The organism is Nocardia sp. NPDC051756, from assembly GCF_040681495.1.
Lineage (GTDB): Bacteria > Actinomycetota > Actinomycetes > Mycobacteriales > Mycobacteriaceae > Nocardia.
Genome location: NZ_JBFAYV010000002.1, coordinates 443162 through 460660, shown reverse-complemented (window position 1 = coordinate 460660; position 17499 = coordinate 443162). Strand labels below are relative to the sequence as shown.

20 protein-coding genes are annotated in these 17499 nt (G+C 67.7%); 10 read left to right on the top strand and 10 right to left on the bottom strand.

Annotation, left to right across the window (positions count from 1 at the left end; genetic code table 11):
• Positions 1–2 precede the first annotated feature (2 nt).
• Together AB0M22_RS08225 and AB0M22_RS08220 are read left to right on the top strand one after the other, a co-directional pair.
• A complete protein-coding gene (locus AB0M22_RS08225; RefSeq protein ID WP_364722539.1) occupies positions 3–1625 on the top strand; it encodes a DUF885 family protein in 1623 nt (540 codons plus the stop codon).
• 8 nt (positions 1626–1633) lie between these two features.
• Positions 1634–2845 carry a hypothetical protein gene (locus tag AB0M22_RS08220; protein ID WP_364722537.1) on the top strand — a complete coding sequence of 404 codons (1212 nt, stop codon included), beginning with the start codon at positions 1634–1636 and terminating at the stop codon, positions 2843–2845.
• Between the two features lie 178 nt (positions 2846–3023).
• On the opposite strand, the gene AB0M22_RS08215 is transcribed toward AB0M22_RS08220, so the two are convergent.
• Complete coding sequence (locus AB0M22_RS08215) at positions 3024–3530, bottom strand: DUF4240 domain-containing protein (protein WP_364722535.1); 507 nt, start codon at positions 3528–3530, stop codon at positions 3024–3026.
• A gap of 117 nt (positions 3531–3647) precedes the next feature.
• Between AB0M22_RS08215 and AB0M22_RS08210 the strand changes: the two genes are divergently transcribed.
• Positions 3648–4127 carry a DNA starvation/stationary phase protection protein gene (locus AB0M22_RS08210; protein ID WP_150402188.1) on the top strand — a complete coding sequence of 160 codons (480 nt, stop codon included), beginning with the start codon at positions 3648–3650 and terminating at the stop codon, positions 4125–4127.
• A 4-nt stretch (positions 4128–4131) separates the two neighbouring features.
• On the opposite strand, the gene AB0M22_RS08205 is transcribed toward AB0M22_RS08210, so the two are convergent.
• Both AB0M22_RS08205 and AB0M22_RS08200 read right to left on the bottom strand, forming a co-directional pair.
• Positions 4132–4935: an SDR family oxidoreductase gene (locus tag AB0M22_RS08205; protein ID WP_364722532.1), complete on the bottom strand. Its 804-nt coding sequence runs from the start codon at positions 4933–4935 to the stop codon at positions 4132–4134.
• Positions 4936–4990: 55 nt separating this feature from the next.
• Positions 4991–5302 carry a helix-turn-helix domain-containing protein gene (locus tag AB0M22_RS08200; RefSeq protein ID WP_364722530.1) on the bottom strand — a complete coding sequence of 104 codons (312 nt, stop codon included), beginning with the start codon at positions 5300–5302 and terminating at the stop codon, positions 4991–4993.
• Between the two features lie 496 nt (positions 5303–5798).
• Here AB0M22_RS08200 and AB0M22_RS08195 point away from each other — a divergent pair, with 496 nt between their 5' ends.
• The 4 genes from AB0M22_RS08195 (at position 5799) to AB0M22_RS08180 (ending at position 8987) form a co-directional block, all read left to right on the top strand.
• Positions 5799–7220, top strand: coding sequence for a three-helix bundle dimerization domain-containing protein (locus tag AB0M22_RS08195; RefSeq protein ID WP_364722528.1), 1422 nt, complete (start codon positions 5799–5801; stop codon positions 7218–7220).
• A 97-nt stretch (positions 7221–7317) separates the two neighbouring features.
• Positions 7318–7653: a hypothetical protein gene (locus AB0M22_RS08190; protein ID WP_364722526.1), complete on the top strand. Its 336-nt coding sequence runs from the start codon at positions 7318–7320 to the stop codon at positions 7651–7653.
• Between the two features lie 94 nt (positions 7654–7747).
• A complete protein-coding gene (locus AB0M22_RS08185; protein WP_364722524.1) occupies positions 7748–8182 on the top strand; it encodes a hypothetical protein in 435 nt (144 codons plus the stop codon).
• Between the two features lie 22 nt (positions 8183–8204).
• Positions 8205–8987 (top strand): alpha/beta hydrolase, encoded by a 783-nt coding sequence (locus tag AB0M22_RS08180; protein ID WP_364722521.1) that lies wholly within the window; start codon positions 8205–8207, stop codon positions 8985–8987.
• Here AB0M22_RS08180 and AB0M22_RS08175 read toward each other — a convergent pair.
• The 4 genes from AB0M22_RS08175 to AB0M22_RS08160 form a co-directional block, all read right to left on the bottom strand.
• A complete protein-coding gene (locus AB0M22_RS08175) occupies positions 8972–9523 on the bottom strand; it encodes a hypothetical protein (protein WP_364722519.1) in 552 nt (183 codons plus the stop codon). The two genes, AB0M22_RS08180 and AB0M22_RS08175, sit on opposite strands and share 16 nt — an antisense overlap.
• Positions 9524–9682: 159 nt before the next feature.
• Complete coding sequence (locus tag AB0M22_RS08170) at positions 9683–10300, bottom strand: DUF305 domain-containing protein (RefSeq protein ID WP_364722517.1); 618 nt, start codon at positions 10298–10300, stop codon at positions 9683–9685.
• A gap of 84 nt (positions 10301–10384) precedes the next feature.
• The gene (locus AB0M22_RS08165) at positions 10385–10930 is read right to left on the bottom strand and encodes a DUF6153 family protein (RefSeq protein WP_364722515.1); all 546 of its coding nucleotides are present in this window, start codon (positions 10928–10930) and stop codon (positions 10385–10387) included.
• Positions 10931–10990: 60 nt separating this feature from the next.
• Complete coding sequence (locus tag AB0M22_RS08160) at positions 10991–11575, bottom strand: hypothetical protein (protein ID WP_364722513.1); 585 nt, start codon at positions 11573–11575, stop codon at positions 10991–10993.
• Between the two features lie 164 nt (positions 11576–11739).
• Here AB0M22_RS08160 and AB0M22_RS08155 point away from each other — a divergent pair, with 164 nt between their 5' ends.
• The 3 genes from AB0M22_RS08155 (at position 11740) to AB0M22_RS08145 (ending at position 14603) form a co-directional block, all read left to right on the top strand.
• Positions 11740–12348, top strand: coding sequence for a hypothetical protein (locus AB0M22_RS08155; RefSeq protein WP_364722511.1), 609 nt, complete (start codon positions 11740–11742; stop codon positions 12346–12348).
• Positions 12349–12466: 118 nt separating this feature from the next.
• On the top strand, positions 12467–13618 hold the full coding sequence (locus AB0M22_RS08150) for a methyltransferase (RefSeq protein ID WP_364722509.1): 1152 nt from the start codon (positions 12467–12469) through the stop codon (positions 13616–13618).
• A gap of 124 nt (positions 13619–13742) precedes the next feature.
• Positions 13743–14603 (top strand): Bax inhibitor-1/YccA family protein, encoded by an 861-nt coding sequence (locus AB0M22_RS08145; protein ID WP_364722507.1) that lies wholly within the window; start codon positions 13743–13745, stop codon positions 14601–14603.
• Positions 14604–14757: 154 nt separating this feature from the next.
• Here AB0M22_RS08145 and AB0M22_RS08140 read toward each other — a convergent pair whose 3' ends face one another.
• Genes AB0M22_RS08140 through AB0M22_RS08130 form a run of 3 tightly spaced genes read right to left on the bottom strand, consistent with a single transcriptional unit; the run spans position 14758 to position 17408 of the window.
• Entirely contained in the window at positions 14758–15978 is a 1221-nt protein-coding gene (locus AB0M22_RS08140) for an acetyl-CoA C-acetyltransferase (RefSeq protein ID WP_364722505.1), read from the bottom strand.
• A 40-nt stretch (positions 15979–16018) separates the two neighbouring features.
• Positions 16019–16909: an SGNH/GDSL hydrolase family protein gene (locus AB0M22_RS08135; protein WP_364722503.1), complete on the bottom strand. Its 891-nt coding sequence runs from the start codon at positions 16907–16909 to the stop codon at positions 16019–16021.
• A 19-nt stretch (positions 16910–16928) separates the two neighbouring features.
• On the bottom strand, positions 16929–17408 hold the full coding sequence (locus tag AB0M22_RS08130; protein WP_364722501.1) for a hypothetical protein: 480 nt from the start codon (positions 17406–17408) through the stop codon (positions 16929–16931).
• Between the last annotated feature and the right edge of the window lie 91 nt (positions 17409–17499).

The window sequence follows — 17499 nt, the reverse complement described above, 5'->3', positions numbered from 1 at the left end:
ACATGGGTCTAGCGAAGCTTGCCGAAGAGTTCTGGAACTGGCGGCTGGCGACCGTGCCCGACTCCAGCGACGACCTGCCCCGGGTGCGGCGGCCGGTCGGCTGGCTGCCGGATTGGTCGCCGCAGTCGATCGCGGATCGCCGGGACGTGCTCGCCGAGCTCACCCGCAGGCACCGCGAACTCGATCTGTCCGACGAGCCGGTTTCGGTGCAGGTCGACGGCAGGCTGCTCGGCTCGGCGCTGGCCAGGGTGCACTGGGAACTGGAGCTGATCCGGGACTGGGAACGCAATCCCTGCTTTTACATTCAGCAGAGCCTCGGCCCGATCTACGTGGAGTTGCTCGTTTCGTCGCCGTTCGACAGTGCTCGGGCGGGGCGGATCAGCGCACTGCTGCGGCATGTTCCGCTCGTGCTCGAGCAGGCGCGGGAGAATCTCGCGGGCCGGGCCGGCGCTTCGTTCGCGCGCAGTGCGCTGAGCCTGCTGGACGAGAACGCGGGTTCGCTCGACGCCGCGATGATCGCGCTGACCCCGTTCCTGCCGGACGAGTACGCACCCGAACTGCCCGCCGCGACGCGGGTCGCCGTGGAGGCCATTGCGGCGTACCGGAATTGGCTTGCCGAACAGCTGCCGTCGCTCGGGGAGACCGAACCGGTCGGGCCGGAGTCGCTGGCCTACTTCCTGCATCGCGTTGCGCTGCTGCCCTATTCGGCCCAGCAGCTGCGCGAGATGGGCATCCAGGAGTGGCATCGAGCCGTCGCCCTGGAAACTCTGCTGCGCACCCGGCATCGGGCCGCGCCCACGCCCACGCTGCCCGCCGACGCGCAGGAGCACGTGCGGCGCCAGGCCGCCGATGAACTCGCGGTGCGCCGGTTCGCGGACGAGCGAGGTCTGCTCAGTCAGCCGGAGAGCCTGCGGCACTACCGGTTCGCGCCGTTGCCGCCCTACCTCGAGCCGCTGACCTGGCTCGGCGTCACCGATGATCTGACCGGCCCCGACCGGATGGACGAGGACGCCATTCGATATGTCCCGGCTCCGCATCCGGAGCTACCCTACTTCGATCGGGCCGCCGCGTTCGATGCGCGCACCGCGATCGTGCATGAGGGCGTCCATGCCCAGCAGGTCGCGATCGGCTGGCACCACGACAATCCGGCCCGGCGCTGGTTCTACGACTCGACACCCAACGAGGGCATCGCGTTCAACTACGAAGAGTTGATGCTGCACGCCGGTCTGTTCGACGACGCACCGGCCAGCGCGCTCTTCGTGGCAAGTGCCATGCGGCTGCGGGCTTTACGCGTCGAAGTCGACCTCGGGCTGGCCCTCGGCGAACTCTCCATCGAGGAGGCGACCGATCGACTGGCGATCGCCGTCCCGATGGATCGCGAGACCGCCTGGGACGAAGCGGTGTTCTTCGCGGGTAACCCCGGCCAGGCGTTGAGCTATCAGATCGGCAAACTCCAGATCCAGGATCTGCTCAGCACGGCGGTCCGCGAACTGGGCGAGGAGTTCGAGCTGAAGCAGTTCCACGATCGGCTGTGGCGCGAAGGAAATGTGCCGTTGGCCTTGCAGCGTTGGGAACTGCTCGGCCTGCGTGATCACCTCGACGAGGCAGACCGCCTGGCGGGATAGGGTCGGGAATGCGTCGTTTCGCCCTGGTCGGTGCCCTCGTCCTGCTCTGCGGGACCGGTGCCTGTGCGGCCGAGGCGACGTACGGTGCCGATGCGACTGTGCCCGGGCAGGGGGAACGGGGCACGGTGGTGTCCTCGACTCCGGTCGCGCAGTTGTCGACCGAGGAGACCTCGGCCTACCTGGCCCAGGGGAACTCCGGTACTCCGGTGCGCAACGGGGTGGACGCGTATCGGGTGGACTATCGAACCGTCGGCGCGCACGGCGAGCCGACCACCGCGAGTGGGCTGGTCGTGCTGCCGCGCACGGATTCTCCTCGACTGCGCGCGGTCAGTTACGCGCACGGCACCTTGGCGTCGAAAGGCGACGCGCCGTCGGTCAATAGCCGGAGTCGTCCCGATCAGGCGCGCACCGTCATGTTCGCGGCGGCCGGGTACGCGGCGATCGCGCCGGACTATCTCGGCCTCGGCGACGGACCGGGGAGTCATCCCTACACGCATGCGCCGACCGAGGTCAGTGCGTCGGCCGACCTGCTGTTCGCGGCCAAAAGCATTGCCGCGCAACAGCATCATGAACTCGAACCGGACATTCTGGTGACCGGCTTCTCCCAAGGCGGCCATGCGGCAATGGCTTTCGGCAAGGCATTGCAGGCGGGCGAGGTGCCCGGATTCGGTCTCGGCGCGCTGGCGCCGGTCAGCGGCCCGTATGCGCTCCGGGATGTCCAGACCCCCGCGGGCCTGGACGGACGGATCGCGCCGGGGCCCGCGGTGTTCTTCTTCGCCTACTGGCTCACCGCGATGAACCCGATCTATCACCTGTACGACGATCCGGCCGAGGCCTTCCAGCAGCCGTACGCCGGAAAGATCGAGGGCCTCTTCGACGGCACCCGCAACGAACTGACCATCGCCACCGCGCTGCCCATCACCCCGGATCTGCTGCTGACGCCGCGATTCGTCGAGTGGGCGACCAACCCGACCGGCGCGGCGTTGAAGGCGATGACCGATAGCGACCGTACCTGCGATTGGGTCCCGCGCGTCCCGGTCCGGCTCTATGCCGGTGCCGCCGACCGCAATGTGCCCTACGCGAACGCCGAGCACTGCCTGCGCGCCCTGCGCAGTGACCACGCCACCCTGCAAGACCTGGGCGCCGTGGACCACGCGACCTCCGCCCGGATCGCGTTGCCGCAGATCCTCACCTGGTTCCAGCAGGTCGCGCCGGGGTGATCAGGCGTTCGCGGGCAGGTCGGTGCCCGCGCCGCGTCGTAAAGCCTTGTCCACCAATTGATCCAGCAGCTCGGTACCCATACTGGCCAACATATCAACAGACTTGAACACCGTTCAAATATTTTCATGAACGGTGTTCAAGTGGGTCTGTATGCAGGGGGGATGTCCGGTCGCGGAGTTAGTTCCAGCCCGCCGGGTTCGAGAAGGACTCGCGGGAGATGCCGGAGTTGGTCTTCGGGAAGTCGCCGGCGCGGGCGTTGTGCAGGTGGGCGAAGAAGTAGCACATCTTTTCGCACTCGCCGTCGGTGACGGCCACGGCGGGATCGGCGGTTACGGCGGTGTAGAAGTCCTGGCCCATCGCGACGATGAAGCCGCGGCAGTAGAGGAAGCCGTCGTCCGAGCCGTCGGTGACCTCGTGGATGTCGGAGCGGTCGAGGTCGTAGAGCTTTCGCTCGACGACTCGGTCCAGTGCGGTCAGGTCCTTGGTCGACAGCGGCTCGCTCAGCGCTTGCAGGTGGTCGAGAAAGGCGGGCAGGTGCTTGTCCAGGGCATACGCGGCGTCGTCGTTTTCCCGGTTGATCAAGCCTTTCCGGAGGGCGTTGGATTCGTCGCCGACCAACTGCCAGGCCGATTCGACAATGGTCCAGAACCGGGCTTCGTCCGCCGCGGTGGGGAGGTCACTCACGCGGCGGACGCTATCAGGGCGGGCCGACAGAACATGGCGCTCGTCACTGCGCACGTTTAGGTCGTGCGGTGCGGGTAGACGGTGGGTGACATGGATCCGACCAGAAAGGCGTGAACGATGAGCCAGCCCATCACCAGCACCCTCGATGCGGAGCAGCAGAAGATCGCGGGGGAGGCGCTGCGCGCCACCGTGATCGATCTGATCGACCTGTCGCTGATCGCCAAGCAGGCGCACTGGAACGTGATCGGCCGTAACTTCCGGTCGGTGCACTTGGCGCTGGACGAATTAGTCACGGCGGCAAGGGACTTCACCGATGCCGCGGCCGAGCGGGCGACCGCGGTCGGCGTCAGCCCGGACGGCCGGGCGGCAACCGTCGCCAAGGAGACCGGTGCGCTCGGCTTCCCTGACGGCTGGCAGCAGGACACCGCCGTGATCGACGGAATCGTCGGCAATCTCACCGCCGTGATCAAGGGCCTGCGCGAGCGGATCGAGGCGACCGAGAAGGCCGACCCGGTCACCCAGGACCTGCTCATCGGCTTCGCCGCACGGCTGGAGCAGCTGCACTGGATGTGGCAGGCGCAGGTCGCGACCGACTGAGCGGCTAGCGCGAGAGTCCGTGCACGCGCGCGATGAGGCGTTCCATCACCGTGCGCGGCAGCAGCCTGCGCACCGCGAACATCACCGGAGCATTGCTGCCGACGGCGTAGAGCGGGCGCGGCCGGTCGGCCTCGACGGCCTGCACGATCGTGTCGGCCACCCGTTCGGCGGTGATGCCTTTCCCCTGTGCCTCATCCAATTTCGCGATGAACCTGGTGAAATCGGCGGTGTGCGGCGAACCTTCGTTCAGATACTTCGTCCGGCGCTCGCGCAGCCCCGTATTGATCTGTCCCGGTTCGACAGTCGAGATCCACACGCCGAACGGCGACTCCTCGAACCGCGCCGCCACCGCGAAACCCTTCAGCGCCGCCTTGGTCGCGCCATAGGACGATCGATACGGCATCGGGAAGCTGGCGATCATCGACCCGATCATCACAACCCGCCCGTACCCGCGCTCCCGCATCCCCGGCAGCACCGCCTGCGTCAGCGCGATCGGCCCGAGCACATTCAGCCGGAACAGCCGCTCCACCGCGTCGGTCGGCAGCTCCGCCAGCGGCCCCGCCTGACTCTCCCCGGCATTGTTGACCAGCACATCGACCTCCCCGAGCCCGGCCACGAACGCCTCGATCGACCCGGCGTCGGTCAGATCCAGCGCCCGATACTCCACCCCCGCCACCCGAGCGTCGTCCCCGACCCCCTCCGGCTTCCGGCTGGTCCCGATCACCCGATACCCCCGCGCCACCAACGCCGCGGCCGTCGCCTTCCCGATCCCCGACGAAGCACCGGTAACAACAGCAGTACGAGGCATATGCGTTCTCCCTAAGCAGCGACTCCAGCCGACGATAGCCCCTCGCTCCGAGCGGTCAAGCCGCGCACTGCGTGAACCGCACCGCGAGTTCTTCACCCTGGAACGAGAGGTTCAGCTCCGCCTCCAAGGCGATAGACAACCGGTGCAGCAGGGGCAGTGTCGGTGTGACATCACCGCCCTCCATCCGACTCACCTGCGGCTGCGTCATGCCCGCACGCCGAGCGAGCTCGGCCTGGGTAAGGCCCAGCGTCGTCCGCCGGTCGTGGACGGCTTGCCCGAGGGCAAAAGCATCGGCGGCAGCGACATAGTCGGGATCCGCCCGATGCTCAGGCGGAATCTTCCAGCTGGTGTGCGATCCGCGAGCCATTTCATTCCTCCTCGTCGTAATCGGGCTCCTGTAGCGAATGAACTGCTGTATCAGACGCCGAGTCGGTGCTGATGTCTACCGGTTATTTGGATTGGGGTTGTTCCCGGATCGTTCGATATTGATGAGCCCGAACAATCGTCGCCAGACCCGCGTCTGTCCATAGAGCAAACGTGAGCGCAACGGGGAGTGGCGGATTGGCGATGTCGTATTGAATTCTATGGGCGAGAACAGGGTGGCCAGTCAGCGGCCGGCAGCGGGCATAGGTGATTGCCCGGTCGGCGGTGGGCGAATGTCCAGTGCTCTGATCTGGGGTGACTCTGCGAGTAGCGATGCCAGTGTCTGGTCGAGATCGCGTGAGTCGGAGGAGATTAGTGGTCAGGGGTGGTTTTTGGGTGGGTTTCGGGGTGGGTGGGATGGGGCTAGGGTTGGCCGGCGCGATGGGGTTGGGGAGCTGTCGCGGGGATGTGTAGGCCGCTGGGATGTCGAGGAGAATGTGGTGGTTGTCGACACTGTTCGTGAGGAACAGGCGATCGCTCAGTTGACCGAGCGGTTGGTCGAAAAGTTCGGCGGCACATACTCCGCGGAGTACATCGAGGGGATGGTGGGGGCGGCTCGGCGGCGGTTCGCCGGGCATCCGGTGCGGACGTTTGTGCCGATTCTGGTTGAGCGGCATGTGCGTCGGCAGTTGGAGGGTGTGGGGGAGGTGGCCGATGCTGCCGGTCCCGATACCGCGCGGACGCGTAGGGCCAAGCACAAGGCGGAATCGGGTGAAGGCCGGCTGCCTGCCGCGATTCGTGAAACCTGGTCGGCGAACAAGCGTTTCGCGCCCGCGGCGGTTGCCGCGGTAGTCGCGGCGTTGGTTGTCGTGACGGTGGTGACGGTGGCTCTGGCGGTGCGGCAGCCGAGTTCGGCTCCGCAGGCTGCGGCGCCGGGGGCGTCGTCGTTGACGCTGGTGCGCGGGGTGGTCGGGTCGGAGAAGATGTCGTTCTTCCAGGATTCGAAGGTCGCGGAGGTGTTGGCGCGCAACGGGATCAAGGTCGAGGTGGACTCGGCGGGGTCGCGAGAGATCGCCACCTCGGTGGATCTCGGGAAGTACGAATTCGCGTTTCCGTCGAGTGAGCAGGCGGCGGAACGAATTCAACGGCAGCGCAACGTGAGTGCGAAGTACATTCCGTTCTCCTCGCCGATGGCGATCGCGACGTTCACGCCGATCGCGGATCTGCTCGCCAAAGCCGGTGTGGTGCACCAAGGTCCGGTGCCGACCTTCGACATGGCTCCTTACCTGCGCATGGTCGGCAACAACACGCGGTGGGACCAGCTCGGCGACAACACCGCGTACTCGGTGCGCAAGAACGTGCTGATCTCCACGACCGATCCGCGCAGCTCGAACTCCGCGGCGATGTATCTGGCGATCGCGGGCTACGTCGCGAACAACAACACGATCGTGCAGGGGACCTCGGCCGAGCAGGACGTAATCCCGACGGTGTCACGGCTTTTCGTCGGCCAGGGCTACACGCAGAGCAGCAGCGAAGGCCCCTTCGACGCCTACCTCGCCTCCGGCATGGGCCCGACGCCGCTGGTCTGGATCTACGAGTCGCAGTTCGTCGACGCCACCGTGCGCGGCCAGATCAAGCCCGACATGACGCTGCTGTACCCGTCGCCGACCATCATGTCCCGGCACACGCTGGTGCCGTTGGGCGATGCGGGCGACCGGATCGGCCGCCTGCTGTCCACCGATCCGGAACTGCAACGCCTCGCCGCGGTGCACGGCTTCCGCACCGGCGACGCCGCGCAGTTCGCCGCGGTGACCGCCGAGCACAAGATCCCGGTCGCCGCCGACCTCATCGACGTGATCACCACGCCCACGTTCGACACGCTGGAGCGACTGCTCGACGGAGTCGGCAAGTCCTACAACTGATCCGGCTCGCCGCCGGGTTTCGGATGAAGCAATCGGGGCATAATTGTCGCATCAGGTACCGGCCGACCAGCCGGTATCGCGGCGTGAGGTAAGCAGCATGACAGTCGACGGTCCGTACGAAATTCCCCCGCTCGATGACGCCGCGGATATCACCCGCACCACGGAGCCGCAGCCAGGCGAAACATTGGCCAATACGCGGAACTGGGCCGGCTTCGGCCTGCTGTTCATCGGCGTGGTCATTGCCGTCGTCGCCGCGGTGGTCGCGATGTGGGGATTCGGCGGCGCGGCCCTGGCCATCACGATTTTCGCCGTGGTGACCCTGCTCGCGGGTGCGGCACTCGTCACATTCGATCTACTGCGCGGACGCAAGCGCAGCGCCGTCGCGCCCCAGGACGCCCCGGCCTGGCAGGTCATCGTCCCGCCCGGAGCGTGAGCCGGGGTTCCTGAGATGCGGGTGAAAGGCCGGTGAGACGTCCACCCCGAAGTATCGACGGCAGCACAAGCCATCAATGCTCGGAGGAACGTCCATGAATCGCCGAACACTCTGCACGATCGCGCTCGCCATCCTGGTCGCCGGCGCGGGCGCCGCCTGCTCCGACGACAAGGGCACCAGTGCCGCCCCGGTTACCAGCAGCTCCGCGGCAGCGGCGGCGCAGAGCCCGGGCACGCCGGGTGACTACTGCCAGCAGATGCTCCAATTGTCGCTGAAGACAAGGGAACTGGGATCGAAGTCGGACATCAGCAACCTCGACTACGGGAAGACCGCCGACCTGTTCGATCAGATCAAGGGCGACGCGCCGGCCGAGGTGGCCGGCGATATCGAAAAGATCAGCGCGGGCTACCGGGCAATCTCGAAAGGACAGGCCACGATCGATTCGGCCGGCCCGGACATCGCCCAGGCCACCCTGCACATGACCCAGGTCAATATGGAGAAGTGCGGTCCGCCCAGCACACCTCGGTAAGCACGAACTCCGAAGGAGATCGATGATGGATCCGACGCATTCCGATGTCCGGTTGCATGTGCACCGGTGGGGTGAGGGGCCGCCGGTCGTGCTGGTGCACGGCGGGATTCTCGGCGGCCGCGAAGCCTGGCGGGCGCAACGGCCGTTGACCGAGCGATGGACCCTGCTCGCGCCGGACCGCCCAGGTCACGGCGGCACGCCCGCCGGGGGACGTCAGGATTTCGAGCCGGAAGCCCAGCTGCTCGCCGATCAATTGCTCGATCAACCGGTGCATCTGGTCGGGTTGTCCTACGGCGCGATCGTGTCGATGTATGCCGCGGCGTTGCGGCCGGAGCACGTCCGCTCGCTCACCATCGTCGAGCCGCCGCTGTTCGGCATCGCCCGCGGGAACCCCGCGGTCGATTGGGTGTCCGCGGCGACCCGCGCGCTGATCGAAGACCCGGATCTGTCGCCGGCGGCCGCGCTGGCGCGCTTCTTCGATGTCGAAGGCGTGCCGGTCGCCCTCGGCGAGCCGGTACCGCAGGTGCTGATCGACGGGATGCGGCGGCTGCAAGGCGCGCGACCGCCGGACGAGGCCGCGCCGCCCATGGGACTGCTACGGGCGGCGGGCTTTCCGATCCTGGTGATCTCCGGCGGCCACATGGAGTCGAACGAGATCATCTGCGACGCCATCGCCGAACAGACCGGCGCCGAACGCGCGGTGTGTGCGGGGATGGGACACCTGGTGCCCGACACGGGTGCGCCGTTCAACGCGTTGCTGGAGAAGTTCTTCGACCGGAGCGAGGCGGCTCAGCGGGTGCCATGACCGGCGCAGGCGGCGAGGGCGGTGTTCTTGGTCGCGTTGAACTTGTCGATGGTGCTGTTGAGCGTGTCGGTGTCGGCGCGGCGGGCGACCGTGTCGGCGAGAGCGTTGCTGTCGTCGCGGTAGGCGTGCAGTACGTCGGCGATGTTCGACGGCACGTCCGCGGTCACCTTCCGGTCGACCGCGCCCGCACCGTCGTGCAGCGTGCCGACGGCGAGGTCGGCCTTGCCGTTCGCCTCCGGGTCGTTGGGGCCCTTGTCGTTGCTGATCGCGATGTAGGCGTTGAAGTCGCGGATCGAGTTGCCGTTCGCGGCCAGGAAGGCGTCGCAGGCCGAGTCGGTGGCGCGTTCGATGGCGGCGGTGCGGGCCGTTGACGCCGCGATCGAGGACGCGGTGACCTCGGAGGTGTAGGCGGCCAGGTCGGACTGGTTGACCTGGGCGGTGCCGGAAACCTGCTGTGCGCAGGCACCGATGAGCAGCACGCCGATCGCGGTCGCCGCCGCGGCGACGGTGAGGCCCGCGCGTTCCAGTCGTCGCATGCTCGGCCCCTCTCTTCGCAGATGCCGGACATTTCGACGGTACGTCCACACGGCGCGCGGCTGAGCTGGCTGCACCGATATCGATGACCAACTGAGATGTGCGCCCGAGGCCGGTCGCACCGGGGCCGGAGGGGTATCCCGGTGCGACCGGCCGCCGGATCAGCGCTGGCCGAGCAGGCCGCGCATGGTGTCGATCTCCGCCCGCTGGCTGTCGATGATGGTGCGGGCCAAGGTCTTCGACTCGGCGTTCGTGCCGTCCGCGAGCTCGGTTTCGGCCATGGCGACCGCGCCGGTGTGGTGCTCGATCATCATGGTCAGCCACTGCCGGTCGAAGTCCGGGCCGGAGGCGGCTTGCAGCGCGGTCATCTGGTCGGCGCTCATCATGCCGGGCATGGTGTGGCCGCCGTGACCGCCCGCGGTCGGGGCGGGCTTGCCGAAGCCTTGCAGCAGGGTGGTGATCTGCTGCATCTCCGGTGCCTGGGCCTGCTCGACGTTCGTGGCGAGAGCGAGCAACTGCTGGTTCTGGTTGTGACCCGGCACCAGCTTCGCCATGTCGACCGCCTGGGCGTGATGCGGGTACATCATCTGGAGGAAGGTGACGTCGGCGTCGTTGAAGTCGGTGCGGGCGGCCGGCGCGCTCGCGGATGCGGGTGTGCTGGAGGCGCCGCGGTCCATGCCGGACCTGGAGTCGTTGTCGCTACAGCCGGTCAGGACGAGGGCGGTGGCCGCGGTGCTCGCGACGATCGCGGAGGTGATTCGGGTACGGCTGATGAACATGGTTGTGCTCCTTGGGAATTGCGCATGATCGGATTTCGGGCAAGACAAACGCGGCGACCGTTCGAAGGGGTCGCCGGGTACCTGTCAGATCCGCAGAATCGACAATTCGGCTAGGGAGAGCACGGTCCACGGTGGTGAACGGTCACGTCGCGGACGACGATGACGCAGCCGCGCAACATCATTGCCCGGCCGGGCGACGCCGAGCCGGTATAGCAGTACCAGGGCCAGCAAGAGAGCGGCAGCTACGAGGATGAACACGCAGCCGTGCATTCCTCCGTGGGTGCCGGTGCATCCGTCACCCGCGCAATCTGGTTCTGGTGCAGCATGATTGGTGGCTGTCTCGCGGATGGTCAGCGGCGTCGCCAGGAGACTTCGGCCTTCGTTTCCGGCGATACCGTGTTCGGCCGACACGGCGTCGGATCCGGTGCGCATCAGCACAGCACCGCTCAGCATCGGCATGGTGTTGCCGATCGGATCGCTGCGCGCTTCCGCATGGTGATCGGCGGCGGTCGCCTCCCCGTGCACCGCGAACACCGCCGCATGCATCGCCACGATCCCGGCCAGGAGCACCAGCACGCCGAGCGCCCGGGCGAGCCCGGTTGCGCGGAGCGGCAGGTGCTGTTCGACCACGCGGCCAGTGTAATGACGACGATCCGGCCCGGTTCCGATACCCCCTGGCGGTACGGGTACCTATGGGGTGGCGACGTCGATAACCAGCCGCGTCGGGTTGCTCAGCGAGCTGACCACGAATCCGGGACGGTCCGCGTTCACGCCGATGAACGACTGCGTGGTGCCCTCGAACACGGTGTTGCGGTACACGCCCGCGATGCCGGGTGCGCTCGGATCGGTCGCGGGGTCGGGTCCCGCGTACGGCGTCACGGCGCTGTCGAACGGGTAGGCCGAGCCGAGGATCTGCACCTCGAGGATGGATTTCCCGGCCACGTCGACCGGCTTGCCGCTGCCGTCCTGCACGGCCCGGTCGGCGTACTGCACGATCCAGCCGGGGGTGCCCTGGCCGCCGAGGTCGTAGACGACGCGGTCGAAGCCGGGCTGGTGGCCGATCCGGATGCCGGTGACGGTCAGGCCCGCGTCGCCGGAGGCCGGGCCGCGTTTGGGCGTGGCGTCGTGCGGGACTTTCGGCGCTTCGGCCGCGGTCGCGGTGGTCGGGGTGGTCGGGGCGGTCGCCACAGGAGTATCGGCGGTAGAGCCGTTGTCGCCGCAGCCCGCGAGCAGTGCCGTCGCAGCGGCGATGGTCAACACCATCCTGTTACGCATGGGGCTGATGGTAAACGGCAAGCCGGGTGTCGCGCGGGATTTGCGGGTTTCTCGATGTTTGCCGTCGGAAGTACTTTCGGCTGAACCGGACGCGGGCCTGTCTCGTAGTTGTCGATGACCGGACGCGAATCGCGCGTCATCGATCGATCCGGAGGATCTGAAAAATGCTGTCGACCAAGCACTTCCAGCGAGCCGCCCTGCCATTTGCCGCTGCCTCGGTGATTCTCGCCGGTTTGCTGAGTGCGTGCGGAAGCGCCGACTCGGCCAAGCCCGTGCCCGCACCCGCGCCCGTCCCGGTGGCGGCGGCGACCTCGACGGTGGCCCCGGCGGGTGCGCCGCAGAGCCAGGCGCCGGCCAAAACGCAGGACTGGCTGAAGATCTACAGCGGAACGGCGCCGACCGGCACGAATGCCGTTCAGCTCACGATCGCGGACAATAACGCTGTCGGACAGTACGTTACGGCCACCGAGCGCGCGCTGTACCGATTCGACAACGACACCGCGAAGCCGCCGAAGTCGAACTGCGCGGGCCCCTGCGCCACCACCTGGCCGCCGCTGATCGCGCAGCGCGGCCAGGTCGTGTACGCCACCGGTGTCGACCCGCAACTCATCGGGTTCGTCGAACGTGCTGATGGCGCATGCCAAATCACCATCGCGGGCTGGCCCGTCTACTTCTTCGCCAAGGACCAGAAGGCGGGCGATCTGCTCGGCCAAGGGGTCGGTGGGGTATGGCACGCGGTGACTCCCACGGGTGGCAAAGCGGACGTCAAATAAGTGAAATACGTTGTGGCACTATGGGTTATGGCAAACGCACATGAGACTGCGCGGTTTGCTGGCGCCGGTTTGCCGGGGCCGATGTGACCTTGGGGCAACGATCTAGCACACTTGAGGCGTGGCAGATATCGAGGACGTACTGAGCCGGCTGCGGCGATATCCAGATGTGGAGGCCTTAAACCTCTACGCTGTGGATGCCGCCGATCGGCTGATCCTCGATGTCGCCGACGAAGCCCTCGCCAGCACCGATAGCGGAAAGATAGCTATTCTCGGTGACGCGTACGGCGCGCTGACCATCGGCGCGGTCGCCGCGCACGACCTGCGCGGCGTCCGGGTGTACCAGGATCTGCTGACCGGCGAGCTGGCCCTGGCCAACAACGCCCGCGCCCTCGGCTACGCCGATCGATACACCGCGTACCCGCTCGGCCCGGAGCTGCTGACCGGCGTGCGCGTGGTGTTGCTGCGGCTGCCCCGTGCGCTGGCCGGACTGTCCGAGGTCGCCGACGCCATCGCGCGCTACGCCGATCCCGAGGTGGTGGTGTTCGCCGGCGGCCGGGACAAGTACCTGACCAAGTCGATGAACGACATTCTGGCCCAATCGTTTTCCGAGGTCCGGGCCAGCCGCGGCCGGCAGAAGTCGCGCACCCTGCTGGTCAGCGGGCCGAAACCGGTCGGCGATCCGCCGTTCCCGGTCCGCGACCGGCTCGACGATCTCGGCATCGACGTGGTCGCGCACGGCGCCGCCTTCTCCGGCGCTCGGCTGGACATCGGTACCCGATTCCTGCTGGACCATCTGAAGTGGATGAAACCCGACGCCCGCGAGGCCATCGACCTCGGCTGCGGCACCGGGATACTGGCCGTCGCGCTGGCCAGGGCCCGGCCCGCGCTGCGGGTGCTCGGCACCGATCAGTCCGCGGCCGCCGTGGCCTCGGCCAGGGCGACGGTGGCCGTCAACGGCGTCGCGGAGCGGGTGACCGTGGTGCGCGACGACGCCATGTCCGCGGCCGCCGACAACAGCGCCGACCTCGTGCTGTGCAATCCGCCGTTCCATGTCGGTGCGGCCGTGCACACCGGATCGGCGATCAAGATGTTCGCCGAGACCGGGCGGGTGCTGCGCCCGGGCGGCGAGCTGTGGACGGTGTTCAACTCGCATCTCAACTATCGGGGTGTGATCGAGCGCATGGTCGGGCGCACCGACGTGGTCGGGCGCAACCGCAAGTTCACGGTCACTCGGTCCGTGCGTGGCCTGCACGACGCGCAGCAGCGGTAGAGTCCGAATTGTCCGCGTCGGCCACTCCCTCGGGAACTCGGGCCGCGCAGCAAACGTTGGACCTAGCAGTTGGTTCTCGAGCGAGAGCTCGACGAACAGCGGCAACGACCAGAAAGGGAAGCGAGTGCGTAGCACCAGCAATCCGGTATTCAGAAATTTGCCGAGGCAAGAGGGTAGTGGCTACGCCAACTTCGGTTCGGGCGTGACCGGGGCAGGCCAGATGGGCCAGCAGCTGGGCAATCAGTACGGCCAGCCGTACCAGCAGCCGCAGCCGTACCAGCAGCCCACCGCGACCCGCGCGATGACCATCGACGACGTGGTGACCAAGACGGCGATTACGCTCGGCGTGCTCGCGCTGTCGGCGATCATCTCCTACGGCCTGACCAACGCGAACAACTCGCTGGCTCCGCTGTTCGTCATCGGCGGTGGTCTGGTCGGCCTGGTGCTGGTGCTGGTCGCGACCTTCGCCCGGAAGATGGACAACCCGGTCCTCGTGCTGTCCTACGCGGTGTTCGAGGGCCTGTTCGTCGGCGCGCTGTCGTTCATGTTCACCAACATCTCCTTCGGCGGGGTCGGCGGCAGCGCGATGATCGCGCAGGCCGTGCTCGGCACATTCGGTGTGTTCGCGGGCATGCTGGTCGTCTACAAGACCGGCGCGATTCGCGTGACGCCGCGCTTCACCCGGATGGTCGTCGGCGCGATGATCGGCGTGCTCGTCCTCGTGGTCGGCAACCTGATCGCCAGCTTCTTCATCTCCGGCGGCCTCGGCCTGCGCGACGGTGGCCCGCTGGCGATCGTGTTCAGCCTGGTGGTCATCGCGATCGCCGCGTTCAGCTTCCTGCTCGACTTCGACGCCGCGGATCAGCTGATCCGCGCACAGGCGCCGGAGCGGGCGGCCTGGGGCGTGGCGCTCGGCCTGACCGTCACCCTGGTCTGGCTGTACGTCGAGATCCTGCGACTGCTGAGCTACTTCAACAACGATTAACGGCAGTGGGTTCCGACCCGCTGAGCTGACCACGGGTGGTCACCGGATTCCGGTGGCCACCCGTTCTGCGTATCCGGGTCAGCCCAACACGTCGGTTCTGACAAAGGGCGGTCACCCGGAGACCGGATGACCGCCCTTCGGCGAATTACCTAGCTCAGCTGAGCCGCTCGATGACCATCGCCATGCCCTGGCCGCCGCCGACGCACATGGTCTCCAGACCGAACTGCTTGTCGTGGGTCTGCAGGTTGTTGATCAGCGTGGTGGTGATGCGGGCGCCGGTCATGCCGAACGGGTGGCCGAGCGCGATGGCGCCGCCGGACACGTTCAGCTTGTCCTCGTCGATCTTCAGCTCGCGGGCCGAGCCGAGCACCTGCACCGCGAACGCCTCGTTGATCTCGACCAGGTCGATGTCGTCGATCGACTTGCCGGCCAGCGCGAGCGCGCGCTTGCACGCCTCGATCGGGCCGAGGCCCATGATCTCGGGGGACAGGCCGGAGACGCCGGTGGACACGATGCGGGCCAAGGGGGTCAGGCCGAGTTCCTTGGCCTTGGTGTCACTCATGATGACCAGCGCGGCGGCGCCGTCGTTGAGCGGACAGCAGTTGCCCGCGGTGACCGTGCCGTCCGGGCGGAAGACCGGCTTCAGCTTGCTGACCGCCTCGTAGGTGACGCCGGCGCGCGGGCCGTCGTCCTTGGACACCACGGAGCCGTCGGGCAGCGTGACCGGGGTGATCTCGCGCTCGAAGAAGCCGTTGTTGATCGCTTCCTCGGCCCGGTTCTGCGACCGGACGCCCCAGCGGTCCTGCTCCTCGCGGGTGATGCCGGTGAAGCCGGCCACGTTCTCCGCGGTCTGGCCCATCGCGATGTAGGCGTCCGGGATGAGGCCGTCTTCGCGCGGGTCGTGCCAGATGCCCGCGCCGCCCTCGGCGGTCTTCGCGGTGCGCGCCTGCGCCTCGGCGAAGAGCACGTTCTGGGTGTTCGGCCAGCTGTCGGCAGAGCCGTTCTTGTACCGGGACACGGTCTCGACGCCCGCGGAGATGAACGCGTGGCCCTCGCCGGCCTTGATCGCGTGGAAGGCCATCCGGGTGGACTGCAACGACGACGCGCAGTAGCGGTGCACGGTGGTGCCGGGCACGAAGTCGTAGCCGAGCTGGACCGCGACGATCCGGGCCATATTGAAGCCGGACTCGCCACCGGGGGAACCGCAGCCGAGGATCAGGTCATCGATCTGGGCGGGGTCCAGGGCGGGCACCTTGTCGAGCGCCGCGCGGACGATCTGGGTGGTCAAATCGTCGGGCCGCATGTCGACCAGCGATCCCTTGGCCGCCCGGCCGATAGGGGAGCGGGCGGTCGAGACGATGACAGCCTCAGGCATGAGGACTCCTTTGTCGGAAGGAACGTGCGAACCGCTGTTGTTACTCGCGGGTTCTTACCGAATCTACGTCCCGTCCCGGAGAACGGGAAGGCGGGGTCACCTCGTCCAGGGCCTCGAGCAGGACCGGAAGTAGTTGCGCGGCGGCCAGTTCGTAGCCGGCCGCCGACGGGTGGAAACCGTCGGCGGAGAACAGGAGTTCGGGTTGGGCCCGGAATTCCGGCGCGAGCAGATAACCCATCGGCACCGGGCGCCCACCGGCCACCGCGGTGGCCACCGTCTGGGCCTTGGCCAGCCGCACGCTCCAGTTGTGCACCACCGTGCGCAGCGGCTGCGGAATCGCGGTCACCGTACCGAGATTCGGGCAGGTCCCGACCACCACCACGCTGTCGGCGGTGCGCAGCCGGGCGACCGCGGCGGCCAGCCGGCGCGAGGAGGCGCGGACCGAATGCTTCTTGGTGATGTCGTTGGCGCCGATCAGGATGACCGCGGCGTCCGGCGGCGGCCCGGCCACGAACATCGCGTCCACCTGACCGGAGAGGCCCTTGGAGGTGGCGCCGGAGATCGCCTTGGTGCTCAACCGGATTCGCTGCCCGGTAGCGAGGGCCAGTCCACGGGCCAGGCGCACGCCGGGCACCTCGTCGGCGACCAGGCAGCCGACCCCGGCCGCGGTGGAATCGCCGAAGACCATCAGGTGCAGATCCGCCTGCTTGCCGGAGCGCCAGCGCTCCGGCACCAGGCAGCCCGCGGTGTAGATGCCGTCTGCCTCAGGGGGTTTCGAGGTGTCGCGGCCGATGACGCCACGCGCCGCGCCGGCCTGCGCCATCAACAGTCGGGAGGTCACCCACCATGCGGCGCCGGTTCCGGAACCGGCCAGGACTGTTGCGGCACCGGTCACCGCGGCCGTACGCCAGCCGATGCGTGGTGCGCTCACAACAGAAAATGTACCGACTTTACGCAGGCGGGGCAGCCGGAGCCGGAACGTCGAACGAGCCGTGCGCCGGAATGGCGGCCGCGTCGGTGCTGATCGTGACCTCGACGTGGCCGGGGCCGGTGTCCTGGAACAGCGCGTACTGGATGCTGCCGTAGAGGCCGGTGACGATCGTGTCCTCGTACCGGCCCACCGCGCCGGTGGTGGTGTTGCGCCAGTCCACCATCGTGTGCACCTCGCACAGCGGCGCCAGCGGATAGTCGCCGGGACCGATGCCCGAGACCGGCAACGCGCGCATATTGAGGATGGCGCGACCCGGCCACGCTGGGCTGACGTCGGCCCAGGTGCGAATACTGGTCCAGCACCAGCCGCCGTAGGCGAGCGTCGGCACCTGCGGGAATTCGATGGTGACTGCGTTCGCCTGCGCGCCTGGTCCGACCAGCGCGGCCAGTGCCGCTCCGGCCAGAACAACGCCGGCCCGGGCGATGTTCGGCTGCTTCATGGTTCGGATCCTAAAGGGGGGTTTGCTGGAATCCCGGTTTGTCGCGCCGGACGGGCTTGCGCGTGGCGTGCGCCAACTCACACCGGGTCCA

What these genes read in the sequence shown, in the direction of transcription:
- AB0M22_RS08225 (WP_364722539.1), top strand. Translation starts at nt 3, where the DNA reads ATGGGTCTAGCGAAGCTTGCCGAAGAGTTCTGGAACTGGCGGCTGGCG.
- AB0M22_RS08220 (WP_364722537.1), top strand. Translation starts at nt 1,634, where the DNA reads ATGCGTCGTTTCGCCCTGGTCGGTGCCCTCGTCCTGCTCTGCGGGACC.
- AB0M22_RS08210 (WP_150402188.1), top strand. Translation starts at nt 3,648, where the DNA reads ATGAGCCAGCCCATCACCAGCACCCTCGATGCGGAGCAGCAGAAGATC.
- AB0M22_RS08205 (WP_364722532.1), bottom strand. Translation starts at nt 4,935, where the DNA reads ATGCCTCGTACTGCTGTTGTTACCGGTGCTTCGTCGGGGATCGGGAAG.
- AB0M22_RS08200 (WP_364722530.1), bottom strand. Translation starts at nt 5,302, where the DNA reads ATGGCTCGCGGATCGCACACCAGCTGGAAGATTCCGCCTGAGCATCGG.
- AB0M22_RS08190 (WP_364722526.1), top strand. Translation starts at nt 7,318, where the DNA reads ATGACAGTCGACGGTCCGTACGAAATTCCCCCGCTCGATGACGCCGCG.
- AB0M22_RS08185 (WP_364722524.1), top strand. Translation starts at nt 7,748, where the DNA reads ATGAATCGCCGAACACTCTGCACGATCGCGCTCGCCATCCTGGTCGCC.
- AB0M22_RS08180 (WP_364722521.1), top strand. Translation starts at nt 8,205, where the DNA reads ATGATGGATCCGACGCATTCCGATGTCCGGTTGCATGTGCACCGGTGG.
- AB0M22_RS08175 (WP_364722519.1), bottom strand. Translation starts at nt 9,523, where the DNA reads ATGCGACGACTGGAACGCGCGGGCCTCACCGTCGCCGCGGCGGCGACC.
- AB0M22_RS08170 (WP_364722517.1), bottom strand. Translation starts at nt 10,300, where the DNA reads ATGTTCATCAGCCGTACCCGAATCACCTCCGCGATCGTCGCGAGCACC.
- AB0M22_RS08160 (WP_364722513.1), bottom strand. Translation starts at nt 11,575, where the DNA reads ATGCGTAACAGGATGGTGTTGACCATCGCCGCTGCGACGGCACTGCTC.
- AB0M22_RS08155 (WP_364722511.1), top strand. Translation starts at nt 11,740, where the DNA reads ATGCTGTCGACCAAGCACTTCCAGCGAGCCGCCCTGCCATTTGCCGCT.
- AB0M22_RS08140 (WP_364722505.1), bottom strand. Translation starts at nt 15,978, where the DNA reads ATGCCTGAGGCTGTCATCGTCTCGACCGCCCGCTCCCCTATCGGCCGG.
- AB0M22_RS08130 (WP_364722501.1), bottom strand. Translation starts at nt 17,408, where the DNA reads ATGAAGCAGCCGAACATCGCCCGGGCCGGCGTTGTTCTGGCCGGAGCG.